At 70.0% G+C, this 16680-nt stretch carries 15 protein-coding genes; 8 read left to right on the top strand and 7 right to left on the bottom strand.

The window, feature by feature from the left end:
- Positions 1-103 precede the first annotated feature (103 nt).
- Entirely contained in the window at positions 104-1483 is a 1380-nt protein-coding gene (locus ABTU92_RS24090; protein WP_408094160.1) for a formimidoylglutamate deiminase, read from the top strand.
- Between the two features lie 197 nt (positions 1484-1680).
- Positions 1681-2883 carry a CaiB/BaiF CoA transferase family protein gene (locus tag ABTU92_RS24085; protein WP_408094159.1) on the top strand — a complete coding sequence of 401 codons (1203 nt, stop codon included), beginning with the start codon at positions 1681-1683 and terminating at the stop codon, positions 2881-2883.
- 24 nt (positions 2884-2907) lie between these two features.
- Here the strand turns inward: ABTU92_RS24085 and ABTU92_RS24080 are convergent, their stop codons facing one another.
- Positions 2908-3156: a hypothetical protein gene (locus tag ABTU92_RS24080; RefSeq protein WP_408094158.1), complete on the bottom strand. Its 249-nt coding sequence runs from the start codon at positions 3154-3156 to the stop codon at positions 2908-2910.
- Here ABTU92_RS24080 and ABTU92_RS24075 point away from each other — a divergent pair.
- Complete coding sequence (locus tag ABTU92_RS24075; RefSeq protein WP_408094157.1) at positions 3155-3937, top strand: citryl-CoA lyase; 783 nt, start codon at positions 3155-3157, stop codon at positions 3935-3937. The genes ABTU92_RS24080 and ABTU92_RS24075 overlap by 2 nt on opposite strands.
- Positions 3938-4107: 170 nt before the next feature.
- On the opposite strand, the gene ABTU92_RS24070 is transcribed toward ABTU92_RS24075, so the two are convergent.
- The 6 genes from ABTU92_RS24070 to pxpB all read right to left on the bottom strand — a co-directional run bounded on the left by ABTU92_RS24070 (position 4108) and on the right by pxpB (position 11452).
- Positions 4108-5343, bottom strand: coding sequence for a xanthine dehydrogenase family Fe-S subunit (locus ABTU92_RS24070; RefSeq protein WP_408094156.1), 1236 nt, complete (start codon positions 5341-5343; stop codon positions 4108-4110).
- Positions 5340-6167 carry an FAD binding domain-containing protein gene (locus ABTU92_RS24065; RefSeq protein ID WP_408094155.1) on the bottom strand — a complete coding sequence of 276 codons (828 nt, stop codon included), beginning with the start codon at positions 6165-6167 and terminating at the stop codon, positions 5340-5342. Before ABTU92_RS24065 ends, ABTU92_RS24070 begins: the two co-directional genes overlap by 4 nt.
- A gap of 133 nt (positions 6168-6300) precedes the next feature.
- Complete coding sequence (locus ABTU92_RS24060; RefSeq protein WP_408094154.1) at positions 6301-8646, bottom strand: xanthine dehydrogenase family protein molybdopterin-binding subunit; 2346 nt, start codon at positions 8644-8646, stop codon at positions 6301-6303.
- A gap of 67 nt (positions 8647-8713) precedes the next feature.
- The gene (locus ABTU92_RS24055) at positions 8714-9565 is read right to left on the bottom strand and encodes a GntR family transcriptional regulator (RefSeq protein WP_408094153.1); all 852 of its coding nucleotides are present in this window, start codon (positions 9563-9565) and stop codon (positions 8714-8716) included.
- A gap of 28 nt (positions 9566-9593) precedes the next feature.
- Positions 9594-10685 carry a biotin-dependent carboxyltransferase family protein gene (locus ABTU92_RS24050; protein ID WP_408094152.1) on the bottom strand — a complete coding sequence of 364 codons (1092 nt, stop codon included), beginning with the start codon at positions 10683-10685 and terminating at the stop codon, positions 9594-9596.
- On the bottom strand, positions 10682-11452 hold the full coding sequence (gene pxpB / locus ABTU92_RS24045) for a 5-oxoprolinase subunit PxpB (protein WP_408094151.1): 771 nt from the start codon (positions 11450-11452) through the stop codon (positions 10682-10684). The genes ABTU92_RS24050 and pxpB overlap by 4 nt, the downstream gene beginning before the upstream one ends.
- A 256-nt stretch (positions 11453-11708) precedes the next feature.
- On the opposite strand from pxpB, the gene ABTU92_RS24040 reads away from it, so the two are divergent.
- The 5 genes from ABTU92_RS24040 to ABTU92_RS24020 all read left to right on the top strand — a co-directional run bounded on the left by ABTU92_RS24040 (position 11709) and on the right by ABTU92_RS24020 (position 16623).
- Positions 11709-12491 (top strand): LamB/YcsF family protein, encoded by a 783-nt coding sequence (locus ABTU92_RS24040; RefSeq protein WP_408094150.1) that lies wholly within the window; start codon positions 11709-11711, stop codon positions 12489-12491.
- A complete protein-coding gene (locus tag ABTU92_RS24035; protein ID WP_408094149.1) occupies positions 12488-13471 on the top strand; it encodes a CoA transferase subunit A in 984 nt (327 codons plus the stop codon). Before ABTU92_RS24040 ends, ABTU92_RS24035 begins: the two co-directional genes overlap by 4 nt.
- A complete protein-coding gene (locus ABTU92_RS24030) occupies positions 13464-14246 on the top strand; it encodes a CoA-transferase subunit beta (RefSeq protein WP_408094148.1) in 783 nt (260 codons plus the stop codon). Before ABTU92_RS24035 ends, ABTU92_RS24030 begins: the two co-directional genes overlap by 8 nt.
- Positions 14247-14366: 120 nt before the next feature.
- Complete coding sequence (locus ABTU92_RS24025) at positions 14367-15335, top strand: LLM class flavin-dependent oxidoreductase (protein ID WP_408094147.1); 969 nt, start codon at positions 14367-14369, stop codon at positions 15333-15335.
- A gap of 130 nt (positions 15336-15465) precedes the next feature.
- Positions 15466-16623: an ABC transporter substrate-binding protein gene (locus tag ABTU92_RS24020; protein ID WP_408094146.1), complete on the top strand. Its 1158-nt coding sequence runs from the start codon at positions 15466-15468 to the stop codon at positions 16621-16623.
- Positions 16624-16680 lie beyond the last annotated feature (57 nt).

Genomic DNA, 16680 nt, shown 5'->3' with positions numbered 1-16680 from the left:
CGTCTCGTGGATACGGAGGCGCCCCCTCACCCGGATTCCGCGCGTGCCCGCGCTGAATCCGACCTCTCCCCGCCAGCGGGGAGAGGTCGAGACGGAGTAGACGATGAACAGATCCTTCCTGCTCGCGCAGGCGCTGCTGCCGGACGGGTTCGCGCAGAACGTGCGCGTGACGGTGCGGGACGGCCTGTTCGTCGCGGTCGAGTCGAACGTGACGCCAAACGGCGCGACGGCGGGGGAGGCGCAGCGCATCGCCGGCCTCGCGCTGCCGGGCGTGCCGAACCTGCACTGCCACGCCTTCCAGCGCGGCATGGCCGGCCTCGCCGAGCGGCGCGGCCCCGCCTCCGACAGCTTCTGGACCTGGCGCGAGGTGATGTACCGCTTCCTCGCCCGTCTGACGCCGGACGACGCCGAGGCGATCGCCGCCTTCGCCTACATGCAGATGCTCGAGCGCGGCTTCACCGCGGTCGCCGAGTTTCATTATCTGCATCACGACATCGACGGGCAGCCCTATGCGGAACTGGGCGAGATGGCGGGACGCATCGCCGCCGCCGCGGCCGCGACCGGCATCGGCCTGACGCTGCTGCCTTCGCTCTATGGTTACGGCGGGCTCGGCGGGCAGTCGCCGGTCGCGGGGCAGCGCCGCTTCCTGAACGATCCGGACCGGTTTGCGCGCCTCGTCGAGCGCAGCCGAGCCCTGGTCTCCGCAGTGCCGGGTGGAAAAATCGGCATCGCGCCGCATTCGCTGCGCGCCGTGACGCCGGAGACACTGAGGGCCGCGCTGGAGATCGTGCCCGACGGGCCGATCCACATCCATGCCGCCGAGCAGGTGAAGGAGGTCGAGGACTGCGTCGCCTGGTCGGGTCGCCGGCCGGTCGAATGGCTCCTCGACGAGATGCCGGTCGATCGCCGCTGGGTGCTGATCCACACCACCCACATGACGCCCGAGGAGACCGTGCGGCTGGCGCGGTCCGGCGCGGTCGCGGGCCTGTGCCCGCTCACCGAGGCGTCGCTCGGCGACGGCATCTTCGACGGCGCCCGCTATCTCGGGAACGGCGGCCGCTTCGGCGTCGGCACCGACTCCAACATCGACATCGACCCGGCCGGCGAGCTGCGCCAGCTCGAATACTCGCAGCGCCTCGCGCACCGCGCCCGCAACGTGATGGCGACGGCCGAGGGCGAATCGACCGGCCGCCGGCTTCTCTCCGAGGTGCTGGCGGGCGGCGCGCAGGCGCTGGCGCAACCGATGGGCGCGATCGCGCCCGGCTGCCGCGCCGATCTGGTCGTGCTCGACACCACGCATCCCGATCTCGCCTGCGTGAGCGGCGACCGGGTGCTCGACGCCGTCCTGTTCGTCGCCGGCCGCGAGGCGGTGGCGAGCGTGATGGCCGGCGGCGCGATCGTGGTCGAAGCCGGCCGTCACCGCGCGCGCGAGGCGATCACGGCCCGCTACGGCGCGACCCTGAACCGGATCCTCGCGGCGTAGATCGGGCGCGGCGCCGTCGCGTTCCGCATTCGTCCACATGCCGGACCCGACGAGCCGTCACTCGTGCCGCAGAGCGAAATCGTGTACACAGGGCCGCCTTTTCTCCTGACCGGCGGCTCGCGCCGGTCGATCGGCCGGACGCACGGCTCGCTCGTCACGAACCTGCCGGCGCCGGGCACTGTCCCATGGGGCACACCGTGAGCCCACTCCTCGACAAGATCCGCGTTCTCGACCTCACCAACGTGCTGGCGGGGCCGTTCTGCTGCTACCAGATGGCGCTGCTCGGCGCCGACGTGATCAAGGTGGAGGTCCCCGGCTCCGGCGACCTCGCGCGCCAGCTCGGCGCCGACCCGGACCTCAACAAGGCGCTGATGGGCGTCTCGTTCCTGGCCCAGAACGCCGGCAAGCGCTCGCTCACCGTCAACCTGAAAGACAAGGTCGGCAAGGCGGTGTTCCGCCGTTTGGTCGAGAGCGCCGACGTGCTGGTGGAGAACTTCCGCCCCGGCGTGATGGACCGCCTCGGGCTCGGCTGGTCCGCCCTCAAGGAGATCAAGCCGAGCCTCGTCTACTGCGCCATCTCGGGCTTCGGCCAGACCGGGCCGCTGCACGGCAACCCGGCCTACGATCAGATCGTGCAGGGGCTCGCCGGCGTGATGAGCGTGACGGGCGACGAGACCTCCGCGCCCCTGCGGGTCGGCTATCCCGTCGCCGACACGATCGGCGGCATCACGGCAGCCTTCGCGATCGCGGCGGCGCTGGTGCGCCGCGGCCGCACCGGCGAGGGCGAGTTCATCGACGTCTCGATGCTGGAATCGACGTTGGTCACCATGGGCTGGCAGGTGTCGAACTATCTGGTCGCGCACGTGCAGCCGCGGCCGATCGGCAACGAGAACATGACGGCGAGCCCCTCCGGCACCTTCGCGACCGGCTCCGGACCGCTCAACATCGCGGCCAACAAGCAGGAGCAGTATGTCGCGCTGTGCGCCGTGATCGGCCGCCCGGAGCTCGCCACCGACCCGCGCTACATCGACCGCGAGGACCGCAAGAAGCGCCGCGCCGAGCTGAAGGCCGAGATCGAGAAGGCCCTCGCGCGCAAGACCGCCAAGGAGTGGTCGGTGCTGCTCAACGCCAAGGGCATCCCGGCCGGCGAGGTGCTGTCGATCCCGGAGGTGCTGGAGCATCCGCACATCAAGGAACGCGGCCTCGTCACGCGCTTCCCCGGCGCCCCCGGGGTCGAGCGCGAGGTGCCGGTCGTGCGCTCCGGCTTCAAGCTCGAGAGCGGCGATCCCGAGCCGCGCACGCCGCCGCCGGCGCTCGGCGCCGACACCGACGCGCTGCTGGCCGAGCTAGGTTACGGACCCGAGGAGATTCGCGCGCTCCGCGACGGCGGCGCGGTCTGATCGCGGACGACAAACATGCTCTGGTCATTCCGGGGCGGTGCGGAGCACCGAACCCGGAATCCAGCGGCGAGGTCGCAGCATGTGGCTGGATTCCGGGTTCGCGTCTTCGGCGCGCTCCGGAATGACGTCCACCGGATCGAGCGATCCGTTTCCATCGCGACGGGACAGTGCGATCACGTCGTACTTCGATACCGAGGACCCAATGAGCGAGCGCCAAAAGCTGTCGCCGTCCGACTGGTGGGCGACGTCGATCATCGAGATGAAGCCCGGCATGATCCGTTATCGCGGCTACGCGATCGAGGATCTGATCGGCCGCGTCGGCTTCGCCGAGATGGTCTATCTGCTCACCTGCGGCGAGCTGCCGTCGAAGCCGGCCGCCAAGCTGCTGGAAGCCGCCATGGTGGCGGCCGTCGACCACGGGCCGCAGGCGCCGTCGATCGCCATCGCCCGCATGGCGATGACCTGCGGGGTCGGCATCAACAACGCCATGGCGTCGGCCACCAACGTGCTGGGCGACGTGCACGGCGGCGCCGGCGAGCAGTGCGTCGAGCTGTTCAACGCGGTCGCGGCGCGGCTGCCCGACGGTTCACGCGACGCCGCGACCGTCGATGCCGAGATGATCACCAAGGCCGTGACCGAGGAGATCGAGGCGCTCGCCGCGCGCGGCATCAAGCACGTGCCGGGCTTCGGCCACCGCTTCCATCACCTCGATCCGCGCGCCCCGCGCATCCTCGCGCTGGTCGATCAGGCGGCGGCCGAGGGTGCGGTGAGCGGCCTGTTCGCGGCCATCGGCCGCAGCGTCGAGGAGGTGATCGCGGCGCGGCGCGGCGGCAAGCGCGTGCCGATGAACATCGACGGTGCGACCGGCGTCGTCTTCGCCGAGCTCGGCTTCCCGCCGCCGCTGTGCCGCGGCCTGTTCGTGCTGTCGCGCTCGGTCGGCTGTCTCGCCCACGCCTGGGAGGAGAGCCAGTCGGACTACCGCAACAAGGGTCCGATTCCACGTGATCAGATCTGGACCTACACGGGTCCGGGTCCGCGGAAGGTCCCGGAGTGAGGCGGGCGGCTCCCGGCTCGTAACCTCTCTTCGCCCTCACCCTGAGGAACGAACCGAAGGTTCGCGTCTCGAAGGGGGAAGGTGGCCCTTGCAGGAATCGCTGCGGGTGGCCTCATGGTTCGAGACGCGATGCTTCGCATCGCTCCTCACCATGAGGCGCTTGGTCGTGATCAGCTCGCGCGACCGAGCGCCCGCAGCACCGCCTGCCTGATCCGCCCCCAGAGCACGCCGAGCATCAGCGACACGCCGCCGAGCTCGGCCGGCGCGAGCGTGGCGTCGGGGGCACGCAGGCGCGCATCGACATTGCTCGCGAACGCGGCGCCGATGCGGCCGACGAGATCGCGGACCAGATCCGAGCGGCCGAACTGAGCGAGCGGCCCCTGCAGCGTGAAGGCGATGACGCAATCGACGCGGGTCGCCGGAACGCTTGTCGTCACCGTCTCCGACAGCGTGTATTCCACGCGGCCCGACGCGCGCGACCCGCTCTTGCGATCGCTGCCGCGACCTTCGATCACCATCCGCTGTGCGCCGTCGTCGCGCACCATCGTCCCGTCGCCCGAAAAGCCGGCGGAGATCGGCCCGAGCTTCACCTCCATGCGGCCGGCAAGGCGGCCGTCCGCGCCCGGCGGATCGAGCGCGAGGCCGGGCATGCAGGCCGCGACGCGCGCGGGATCGCGCATCAGCGTCCACACGTCGCCGCGCGGATGCTCCAGCACGAAGCTCTGAGTGAATCGCGTCTCGCCGTTCTCCACCGTGACCGGCCCGACCTCGACTTTTATCTGCCGCGCCGGTACGGCCGGAGCGACACCCCGGACAGGACCGGAAGACGGCGGACGCACCGGAGACGATGAAACCATCAGGGCCGTGGCGGCTGCGCGCGCCGGCTGCGCGCCCGGTCCCGGCGCCGGGCCGGCCCAACGCTCCGTCGGCAGCGCTGGCACGGCGGGGGCTTCGGCCGTCACGGTCTCGATGGCCTCGACGATGCCGGCGTAGCCGGTGCAGCGGCATAGATTGCCGCTCATCTCGGTGCGGATGTCGAGGTCCGGCTCGCTGCTCTTGCGACGGATCAGATCACGTGCGGCGACCAGCTGGCCCGGCGTGCAGTAGCCACACTGCAACGCGTGCGACGTGGCGAAGGCGTCGCGCAGCCGCGCCATCAGCGGGTCGTCGTCGAACCCCTCGATGGTGCGCACGCGCGCGCCGTCGCAGGCGACCGCGAAGGTGATGCAGGAGCGCGCGATCTCGCCGTCGATCTCGACCGTGCAGGCGCCGCAGACGCCGTGCTCGCAGCCGATGTGGGTCCCGGTGAGCATTAGCTGCTCGCGCAAAAAATCGGCGAGATGCGTGCGCGGTGTCACCTCGGCCGTGACGATGCGGCCGTTGACCTCGAGCGTGATCGTCGTCATCGGCGCACCTCCGCGACCGCGCGACCCACAGCCGCGACGGCGAGTCGCATCTTGAAGTCGTCGCCGACGAGCCCCGCCTCGCTCAGCATGTCGCGCACCGCGCTAGCGTCGGCGAAGCGGTCGAGCAGCCGCGCGCCGGCGCCTCGGCTCGCCTCGATCACGATCGGCCGGCCCGCGCTCGCGCCGGCGACGATGCGGCAGACGCCGCGCTCGGGATCGTGAACCGCGACGCCCATCGCCTCGGCGAACTCACCGGTCTTCCTGCAGATCTTCTCGAAGCCGAAGCGCGTCGCCGCCGAGAAGCGCGGGATGCGCACGCCGTCGACGATCTCGCCGTCCTCCAGGGCGCTGCTCAACGCGCCTTGTATGAAGTCCTCCGCCGCCACACGTCGCTGCGCTGCGCCCGGACCGGTGAGAAGAACCTCGGCGCCGAGCGCCGTCAGGGTCGACACCCAGTCGGCGGCCGGGTCGGCGTGGGCGAGGCTGCCGCCGATGGTGCCGCGCGAGCGCACCGCCCGGTACGCGATGCCGCGCGCGACGCGCGACATGAACCCACCGGTCGGATCGGCAACGCGCCGGTCCTCGATCGCGGCGTGGGTGACGACGGCGCCGAACGTCACGGCGTCGCCGCTCTCCTCCACGCGCCCGAGCTCGGGAATGCGAGTGATGTCGATCAGCCGCGTCGGCCGCGCGAGCCGCAGGTTCAGCATCGGCCCGAGCGACTGTCCGCCGGCCATGATCTTGGCGTCCGGATCGGCGGCGAGCAGCGCACACGCCTCGGCGACGCTCGCCGGCCGGACATAATCGAATGCGGCGGCCTTCATATGACGCTCGCTTTTCCGGTCATTCCGGGGCGCGCTGAAAGCGCGAACCCGGAATCCAGCAACGGCTTCGGTGCAAGTGACTCGACTCCGGATCCGGCGCTCTCGCGCCGGTCCGGAATGACCGGAGAAGTTTTCATTCCGCGGCCTCGCGCCCTCGAGCGGCGGTGATCGCCGCGACGATGCGGCGCGGCGTGATCGGTGACATCAGCAGCTCCGCGCCGAGATCCTTCAGTGCGTCGTTGACGGCATTGGTGAGCGCGGCCGGTGGCGCGATGGCGCCGCCCTCGCCGATGCCCTTCTGGCCGAAGCGCGTGTAGGGCGACGGCGTCTCCATGTGCAGGATTTTCAGCTCCGGCATCTCGGTCGGGCCGGGCAGCAGATAGTCGGAGAGCGTCGAGGCGAGCGGCTGACCGCGCTCGTCGTATGCCATCTCCTCGTAGAAGGCGGTGCCGATGCCCTGCGCGGTGCCGCCGATGATCTGACCGTCGACGATCATCGGATTCACCAGCACCCCGCCGTCCTCGACGATCACGTAGTCGAGGATCTCGGTCTCGCCCGTGTCGGTGTCGACCGCGACGACGGCGGCATGCGCCGCGTAGCTGAACGTGCCGGTGTCGCGCGCCGCCTTGTAGCCGGCCGTCACCTCGAGCCCGCCGGGATCGACGTCGAGCGGCAGATCCTGCGGCCGGCGATACCAGGTGCGGGCGATCTCGGCGACGCTCATGCGGCCGCCCGGACCGATCACCTCGCCACCCTCCAGACGCACCGACGCGACGTCGGCCTGCAGCAGCGCCGCGCCGATCTTCTTCACCCGCTCGGCGAGCGCGTCGCAAGCGCTCGCGACCGCGCCGCCCGACATGATCATGCAGCGCGAGCCCCAGGTGCCGGTGGAGTAGGGCGTCATCGCGGTGTCGCCGTGGACCAATCTGATCAGCGCGTGCGGCACGCCGAGAATCGAATGCGCGACCTGGGAGAGCGTCGTCTCCAGGCCCTGGCCGTGGCTGTGGGCGCCGATGCGCAGCTCGAGCCCGCCGTCCGGCGTGAAACGCGCCTGGCACTGCTCGTGGCCGGGCACGAACGGGATGCCCCAGGCCGAGTAGACGCTGGTGCCGTGGCCGGCCTGCTCGGCATACATGGAGAAGCCGATGCCGATGCGCCGGCCGTCCGGCTCGCCTGTCCTTTGCCGCGCCCGCACGCTCGGCAGGTCGATGGCCTCGATGGCGCGGCGCAGCGCCTCCGGATAGTCGCCCGAATCGAAGTGCCGCTTGGCCACGTTGTCGAACGGCATCTGCTCCGGCCGTACCAGGCTGTTCATGCGCACCGCGGTCGGCTCGATGCCGATCTGTCGCGCCAGCGCGTCGAGCGTCACCTCCAGGGCGAAGCAGGCGCCGGTGCGGGCGACGCCGCGATAGGGCAGGATCGGCGGCTTGTTGGTGGCGACCGAATGGACGCGGCAGCGGTAGTGCGAGAAGTCGTAGAGGCCCGGAAGGATGCTGCCGATCTGACCGCCCTCCAGGCAGGCCGAGAACGGATAGGCCGAGTAGGCGCCGCAGTCGACGCTCGCCTCGCAATCGAGCCCGAGCAGACGGCCGTCGGCGTCCGCATAGGCCGTGAGTCGATAGTGATGCTCGCGGCAATCGGCGCCGGCGACCAGATTCTCACGACGATCCTCGAGCCAGCGCAGCGGGCGGCCGAAGCGCCGCGTCGCGACGGCGAGCGCCACCTCCTCGGGCAGCAGGATGCCCTTGTAGCCGAAGCCGCCGCCGACATCCGGCGCGATCACCCGGATCGCGCCCTCGTCGATGCCGAGGCACTCGGCGAGGCCGGAACGCACGATGTGCGGCTGCTGGGTCGACGACCAGATCACGAGCTGGCCGACCCGGCTGTCCCACTCGGCGATCACGCCGCGGCCTTCGAGCGGGCTCATCACCTGGCGTGCGGTGCGCAACTCGCGGGTGACGCTGTAGGCGGCCTTCGCCTTCAGCTCGGCCGCGTTCACGTCGGTGAGCGAGACGAGGAAGAGATTGTCGCCCCAGTGCTCGTGCAGGAGTGGCGCGTCCGCGGCGCGCCCCTTCAGCATGTCGACGACGGCGGGCAGCTCCTCGAAATCGACCTCGATCTCGGCGACGATATCCTCGGCCTCGGCGCGGGTGGGGGCGACGGCGAGCGCGATCAGCTCGCCGACGTGACGGACCCGGTCGCCTGCCAGCACGGGCTGGGTCGACGACTTGAAGCCGGGCAGGGTGGTGTCGGCTCTGATCTCGCGAACGCCGTCGAGATCGGCGGCGAGAAGGACGCTGGACCGCAGGTGATCCGGCACCCGCACGGCGAGGATCCGCGCGTGCGCCAGCGGGCTCCTCAGGAACGCCACCTCCTGCTGGCCGGCCAGCCGGATGTCGCCGACATAGCGGCCGCGACCGCGCATGTAGCGATCGTCCTCCTTGCGCGGCAGCCGCGCCCCGATGCCTGCGTCGGTCATGTCGATGGTCCGCTGCTGATCACGTCGCGTGCTCGCTCCCGCCCGCCCGTCTATATGACAAGTGATGCTACCGGCGCCGTGCCGTGCCGGCAAGGCGCGGCCGGGTCGCGCCGCGGCTCGTCTTCGCGGCGACCTTGCCGCGCAGCTCGATGTCCAGGCTGACGCAGTCGCCCCGATAGGAGATCTCGCCGACATAGATCGCGACACCGTCGGCGTCGGTGACCACGCAGCGCGCCTCGGCGGTCGGCGCCGACAGGCCGATGCCGAGCAGCTTCGCTGTCTCGATGTCGGCCGTGCCGATGGTCAGTGTCTGATGCGCGCGCGCGATCTCGATGTCCTTCATCTCGGCGAGGACGACCAGCGCGGCCCGCGACGTGAACTGCTTCGGCGCGCGCCGGAACACGTCGCGCGCGAGATGCACGCGCGCATAGCCGAACGGCTCGTCGCCGCGCTTCTGCAGGCTGCGCAGGAACCGATAGGCGGCGGCCGGCCGGCCTTCGCCCGGCTCGATGCGCGGCGTCCCGGCGAGCCCCGCCGGCAGCGGATAGGGCACGTTCTCGCGAATGCCCGCGATCAGACTCTCCCAGTCGGTCGCGAGTGCGAGCCAGCGGCGGTGATCGACCGTGTTGGTGACGAAGGTGCCGCGCCCCTGCTGCGATTCCACCAGCCCCTCGGACTGGAGGAGCTCGATGGCCTGGCGCACCGTGACGCGGGCGACGTCGAACTCGCGCTCGAGCTCCTCGAGCGTCGCGATCTTCTCGCCGACCGACCAGACGCCGTCGCGCAGGCGACGGCGCAGCACCGAGGCGACCTGCAGGTAGCGCGGCACGCGGCTGTCGGCATCGCTCGTCGCGGCGCTGCGCTTCGGGCGTCCCGTCGTCGGACGCCCCGTCGTCGGGCGGTGTCCGGTGGGCCTCATCGTGTCCTCCCCCGCCGTCGCGCGTCTCTCATGGCGCGTGCTCCCCGAACATGTCGACCATCCCGCCGACGAGATTCTCGGCGAGGAGCCGCGCCTCGATGTCGACTCCGCCGCCGGCCGGCATGAGCCGGTCGCGCATCGCGGCGATCTCGGCGACGAGCGCGCGGCGGGCCGCGACGGCGGCATCGAGATCGACGCGCTCGAACCGGATCGTCGCGCCCGGGGCCAGCCGCCCGAGGCCCGGCAGGTCGGCCGAGATCACGGTGGCGATCTTCGGGTAGCCGCCGGTGGTCTGGCGGTCGGCGAGCAGCACGATCGGAAGGCCGTTGCCCGGCACCTGGATGGCGCCGGGCGCGATGCCGTCCGAGACGATGTTGAAGCCGTCGCGATGGACGATCGTCGGCCCGTCGAGCCGCATCCCCATGCGGTCGGTCGCGGGCGTGACTTTATATGTGCGGGTCAGGAAGGTCTCGATGCCCTCGACGGTGAAGTGATCGTCCTGGGGGCCGAGCACGACGCGCACGCGCTCCGGCGGTTCGAATCTCGTGTCGGGAAGCTGCAGCTCGTCGCGCGCGGGCGCGGTGTCGGTCGTGAGGGGAAGCCGGTCGCCGGGCGCGAGCGCGCGCCCGGCGAATCCGCCGAGGGCGCCGCGCAGAAGCGTCGAGCGGCTGCCGAGGAAGAGCGGCGCATCGAAGCCGCCGGCGACGGCGAGATAGCCGACCAGGCTGCCCGACAAGCCGCCGATGCGCAGCCGCTCGCCGCGCACGAGCCGCGCGCTGGTCAGCGGCGGCACCTTCCGCACCGACGCTCCGGTCTCGTCCAGTACCTCGATGGTGGCATGGCCGCCCGCGAAGGCGATGCGCACGCTCTCGGCTTCGATCGCGAGAGTCGGTCCGAGATAGGCGATCTCGAGCGCGGCGGTGTCGAACGAATTGCCGACCAGGACGTTCGCAGCCGCGAGCGCGACCTGATCCATCGCCCCCGACACCGGGATGCCGAAGCGCTGATGGCCGGTTCGGCCGGCGTCCTGCAGGGTCGTCGCCGGGCCGGGCGAGACGACGCGAAGGGCCGGACCGTCGCCGGCCGTCACGGGACGGGGCGGATGCGGGCCCGCGCTCATGGTGCGGACTCCGGAACGGGGGTAGGCGTCGGGGACGGCTCGGGCGCGAGGATCAGGGTGCCGGCCGCGGCGTGGAAAGCGAGCCTCTCGTACTCCGCGAGACCGATCGGCTCGAACCGCACCTTGTCGCCGGCGGCGAGCAGGGCGGGCGGATCGCGGCGCAAATCCCACATCAGCGCCGGGGTGCGGCCGATCAGGTTCCACCCGCCCGGGCTCTCGATTCCGTAGACGGCCGTCATCGCGGTCGCGATCGCGATCGAGCCGGCCGGCACTTTCACGCGCGGATCTGTGCGTCGCGGCAGGCGCAACGCGGGTGGCGTATCGCCCATGTAAGGGAAGCCTGGGAGATAGCCGAGCATGTAAACGTGATAGGTCTCGGCGCTGTGCTGGGCCGCGATCTCGGCCGCCGTCAGCCCGGTCGCGGCCGCGACGTCGGCGAGGTCGGGGGCGACGGCGGGATCGTAGCAGGCCGGCAGCCGCCACAGCCGGCCGGGGCGCTCGATCGCATCGAGCCCGGCCGCCATCGCGGCGAGCCGTGCCGACAGATCGGCGGGCGCGATCAGCAGCGGATCGTAGTGCACCATCAGCGACCGGAAGGTCGGCACCAGTTCGACCACGCCGGCGATCGGCGCGTCTTCGAGACGCCGGGTGAGCGCCAGCACCAGCGCGCTCACGCGTCGGTCGACCTCGCGGCCGAACTCCACCACCAGGGCGGTGTCACCGCTCGCCAGGATGCGGGGCTCCGGATGCTGCGTCGCGTTCGACATCTCTGGTCCGACCGGCGCCGGGCCGGTCCGTCGGGCGGGTCCGTCGGGCGTGTCCGTCGCCCGCCGTCGTCCGTTGATGGTCCGTGCCGCCGGCGCGTCCACGTCGCCCGAAAGAACGGCAGTGCGGGTGGTTGCGCGCCGCGGCGGCTGTTGTATGGTTGTCCTATAAATAGCACCAGTCGTCCACCCTCGGCATTGCCGGAAAAGACGGCGTTCCGTGATCCCCACCGGATCCCCACCGGAGAGACGAAGCGCAATGGCGAAGCGGATCAATCTCAACGCCGACATCGCGGAAGGCTGGGGTGCCTACAATATCGGCAACGATGCCGAGCTGATGACCATCATCAAGTCGGCCAACGTCGCCTGCGGCTTCCATGCCGGCGACCCCAACTCGATGCACCGCCTCTGCATGCTGGCGAAGGAGCAGGGGGTCAGCATCGGCGTGCATCCCGGCTTCAACGACCTGTGGGGCTTCGGCCGTCGGCGCATCCAGATGAAGCCCGTCGACCTCGAATACATGGTCGCCTATCAGATCGGCGCCCTGCAGAGCATGGCCCGGTACTCCGGCCTGAAGGTGACGCATCTCAAGCCGCACGGGGCGCTCAACAACATGGCGGCGGAGGACGAGGAGTACGCGCTCGCCATCGGCCGCGCCATCAAGACGGTCGATCCCTCGATCATCTACGTCGCGCTCGCCGGCTCCAAGATGCAGTGGGCGGCCGAGAAGCTCGGCCTGCCGCTCGCCCGCGAGGGCTTCGTCGACCGGATGTACTACGACGACGGCAATCTCGCCTCGCGCGCGCTCTCCGGCACGGTGCTCAAGGACGCCGAGGAGGCCGCCCGCCGCACCGTCCGCATGGTGGTGGACGGCGAGATCGTCTCGATGAACGGCAAGGTCGTGAAGGTCGAGGTCGACACGCTCTGCGTCCACGGCGACGAGCCGACCGCGGTCGGCGTCGCCCGCACGGCGCGCGCCGCGCTGGAGAAAGCGGGCGTCGAGATCGTTCCGCTCACCGAGATGGAGCTGCCGGGACAATGAGCGCCGAGATGAGCGCCGACACGCTCGTGAAGGGCTACGACACGCTGCGCCGCGAGATCGCGGCCCGCGATCGCGGGCTGCGCGAGAAGGTGATGTCGCTCGACGAGGCGGCGCGCCTGGTCTCCGACGGCGATCACGTCGCGATCGGCGGCTGCACGCTGTCGCGCACCCCGATGGCGATGATCTGGGCGCTGATCCGTGCCCGCCGGACCGGCCTCACGGTGTCGCGCTCGATCACATCCACCGAAGGCGATCTGATCTTCGCGTCGGGGCTCGGCAAGAAGATCGTCACGAGCTGGTTCAGCCAGGGCATCGTGTGGGGCATCTCGAAGGTGATGCGCCACCACGTCGAGAGTGGCCTCGCCGAGTTCGACGAGTGGAGCCACATGGCGATGGGCCTGCGCTACCGGGCCGGCGGCATGGGCATTCCGTTCATGCCGGTGCGCTCGATGGTCGGCTCCGACGTCGCCCGCATCCGCGGCGACGAGGTGAAGCCGGTACGCTGCCCGTTCACGGGCGACGAGGTGATGGCGCTGCCGGCCCTCAATCCCGACGTGGCGCTGATCCATGTCCAGCGCGCGGACGCTTACGGAAACGCCCAGCTCGACGGCCTGCAGTTCATGGACATCGACATCGCGATGGCGGCGAGCAAGGTGATCCTGACGACCGAGAGGATCGTCTCCAACGATCAGATTCGCCGCGCGTCCGATCACACGCGGATCCCGTTCTTCACCGTCGAGGCCGTCGTCGAGGTGCCCTACGGCTCGGTGCCGCACGAGTGCTACGGCCAGTACGAGCCGATCTTCGCCCAGCTCGACAACTATGCGGCCCTGACCGCGAAGGATCCGGTCGCCGGCGTGAAGACGTATCTCGACGAGTTCGTCCACGGGCCGAAGGACTGGGCCGACTATCTCTCGAAGGTGGGGCTCGAGACCTTGCTGACCGCGAGCCGCCGCGGCCGGGTGATCTACAATGACTGACCATGCCGCGACCTCGACCGTCTACACGGCCTCCGAGCTGATCGCCATCATGGCGGGCCGGCTCCTCGGCGACGGCCAGATCGTCTTCGCCGGTGTCGGCATCCCGCTGCTCGCCGCCACGCTCGCGCAGCGCGTGTTCGCGCCGAAGCTCACCATCCTGTTCGAGGGTGGCGTCATCGGCCCGTTCATCAAGCCCGGCGAGCTGCCGCCCTCGACCAACGAGCAGCGCTGCACCCGCCGCGCCAACATGGTGCTGCCCTCCACCGACGTGCTGCTGCTCCTGCAGCGCGGCTATGTCGACGTCGGCTTCATGGGCGGCGCCCAGATCGACCGCTTCGGCAATCTCAACTCGTCGTTCATCGGGCCGGTCGACAAGCCTTCGATCCGGCTGCCCGGCACCGGCGGCGGCAACGACATCTCTTCGCTCACGAACATGATCGTCGCGATGAAGCACGAGCGGCGCCGCTTCGTGGAGAAGGTCGACTTCATCACGTCGCCGGGCTGGATCGACGGGCGCGACAGCCGCGCCCGGCGCGGCCTGCCGACCGGAGGCATGTGGCGCGTCGTCACCGACCTCGCCGTGATGGGCTTCGACGAGGAGACGCGCGAGATGGAGGTCCTGGCCCTGCATCCCGGCGTCAGCTTCGAGCAGGTGCAGGACAACACCGGCTTCACGTTGCGCCGTGCGCGCGAGCTCGCCGTCACGACGCCGCCGCAGGCCGACGAGCTGGCGCTGATCCGCGAGCTCGATCCCGGCCGCCTCTACACGGCCTGATCGATTGCATGACTTGCCGTCCGGCGCAGCCGGACGGGAGACCCACATTCGCCGGCGGCCGCCGAGGCGGCGCCGTTCTTCCACGGACAGACAAGGTCGTGAACCGACCGGAGGACTTGCATGGCCCCCAACTTGGCCCCGAAGCGTGAGACTGTCTACGGCGTCGCGATGCGCAACTTCACGCGCTATCCGGAGATGCCCGACGCCAAGGGGCTGATCGACTACGGCGTGCGCATGGAGGAGCTCGGCTTCGAGTCGCTGTGGGCCTGGGATCACACGCTGCTCGGCGTCGATCCGAATTTTCCCATTCACGACGCGCTGCTGATGCTCACCGCGGTCGCGGCGCGCACCACGAAGATCAAGATCGGCACCGGAATCCTCGTGATGCCGCTGCGCAACCCGGTGCTGCTGGCCAAGGAGCTCGCCACCATCGACCACATCTCCGACGGCCGCATGATCCTCGGCGCCGCGGTCGGCTGGTATCGCCGCGAGTTCGATTCACTTGGCGTCGACTTCACCAAGCGCGGCAAGATCATGGAGCAGAGCCTCGAGATCGTCACGCGGCTGTGGACCGAGGAGAAGGTGGTCGGCGACTACGACCCCTACAATCTCCGCGGCGCCGTGATGTATCCGAAGCCGGTGCAGAAGCCGCGCATCCCGATCCTGATCGGCGGCTATGTCGACGCGGTGCTCAAGCGCGCCGCCACCAAGGGCGACGGCTGGCTCACCTACTACTACACGGCCGAGGCCTTCGCCCGCACCTGGGCCAAGGTGCGCGGCTTCGCCGAGGAGGCGGGACGCGATCCCGACGAGCTGATCTCGACCAATCAGCTACCGATCTGTGTCGGTCCGCGGGACAAGATCGAAGGTCCGATGAAGCACTGGCTGCAGACCGAATGGGACTACGCCTCGTGGTCGGAGTCGACCATGGATTCGGCCATCATGGGCACGCCGGAGGAGTGCGTCGAACAGCTGCAGGCGCACCTCGCGACGGGCATCGACCGCATCATCTTCGTGCCGTATCGTTACGAGGCGGAGCAGATCGACGCCATCGCCAACGACATCCTGCCGAAGCTGAAGGCGCGATGACGCGCCGCGCCCGCCCGGTCGCGCCGGGCGGGCATCCACCGTGCCGTTCCGGCGACGTCCAGAACAGAAGAAGTCACGCGCCGGCGGCACGACACTTGCTTGAATTCCGGGAGACGACAGGGAGACTGCAATGCATACCAGGACTGCCAAGCTCGCTCTCGCCTTGCTCGGGGCGACGCTCCTCGCCGGGCCCGCGCTCGCCCAGGAGACCATCAAGATCGGGGTGACGCAGCCCCTCACCGGTGCCTTCGCGGCGTCCGGCAACTATGTCGCGCAGGGTGCGCGCATCGCCGAGGACCAGATCAACGCCGCCGGTGGCGTGCTCGGCAAGAAGATCCAGCTCGTGATCGAGGACTCGAAGTCCAACCCGACCGAGGCGGTGGCCACCGTCGAGAAGCTGATCGTCCGCGACAAGGTGCCGGTGCTGATGGGCGCCTGGAGCTCGACGCTCACCCTCGCGGTGATGCCGAAGCTGCAGGAGTACAAGGTCCCGATGGTGGTCGAGACGTCGTCCTCCGGCAAGATCACGACTTCGGGCAACCCCTACATCTTCCGCATCAGCCCGACCTCGGAGATGGAGGCGGTCGCGTTCAAGCCGCTGGTTCCGAAGCTCGCCATCAAGAAGGCGGACTTCCTGAACACCAACAACGATTTCGGCATCGGGTCGGCGGCCGAGTACTCGAAGATGCTGAAAGGCCAAGGCGTCGCCATCGGCGTGATGGAGACGATGGACCCGAAGGCGACCGACTTCTCGGCGCAGCTCACCCGCATCAAGGCCTCGGGCGGCGACACGCTGTTCGTCACCACGGCGGTCGAGCAGCTGACCCTGATCCTCAAGCAGGCGAAGGAGCTGCAGCTCAACGCCCGGATCGTCAGCACGGGCGGCTCCAATTCGCCCGACCAGCTGATCACCCAGGCCGGCGAGGCGGCCAACGGCTCGTTCCACACCGTGTTCTTCCCGCCCTGGTTCCCCGAGGTGGTCACCAACCCGGAGCCGGCGAAGCGCTACATGGACGAGTGGAAGAAGCGCGGCCACGAGCCGGGCGGCCTCACCGAGGGCTTCCGCGGCTTCGACGGCATCCACGTGATCGTCGAGGCGATCAAGATCGCCGGCAAGGCCGAGCCCGCCGCGATCAAGGACGCGCTGTGGAAGACCAAGGTCAAGGGCATCTACGGCAACATCGAGTTCATCAAGCAGGGGCCCGCCGGCTCCGAGAGCGGCCAGAACGTCCCGTCGATCTATCTGGTCAAGATCGACGGCGGCAAGGTCGTGAAGTCCGGCCTCTGAGCGCTCCGGCAACCGTGCGCCGCCCGCCGGCGGCGCACCCGTTCCTGCTCTGTCCCG

The sequence above is a fragment of the Rhodoplanes sp. SY1 genome (assembly GCF_046000175.1).
Taxonomy (GTDB): Bacteria; Pseudomonadota; Alphaproteobacteria; order Rhizobiales; family Xanthobacteraceae; genus Rhodoplanes.
The sequence above is the reverse complement of the archived record's forward strand: the minus strand, read 5'-3'. Positions and strand labels throughout refer to the sequence as shown.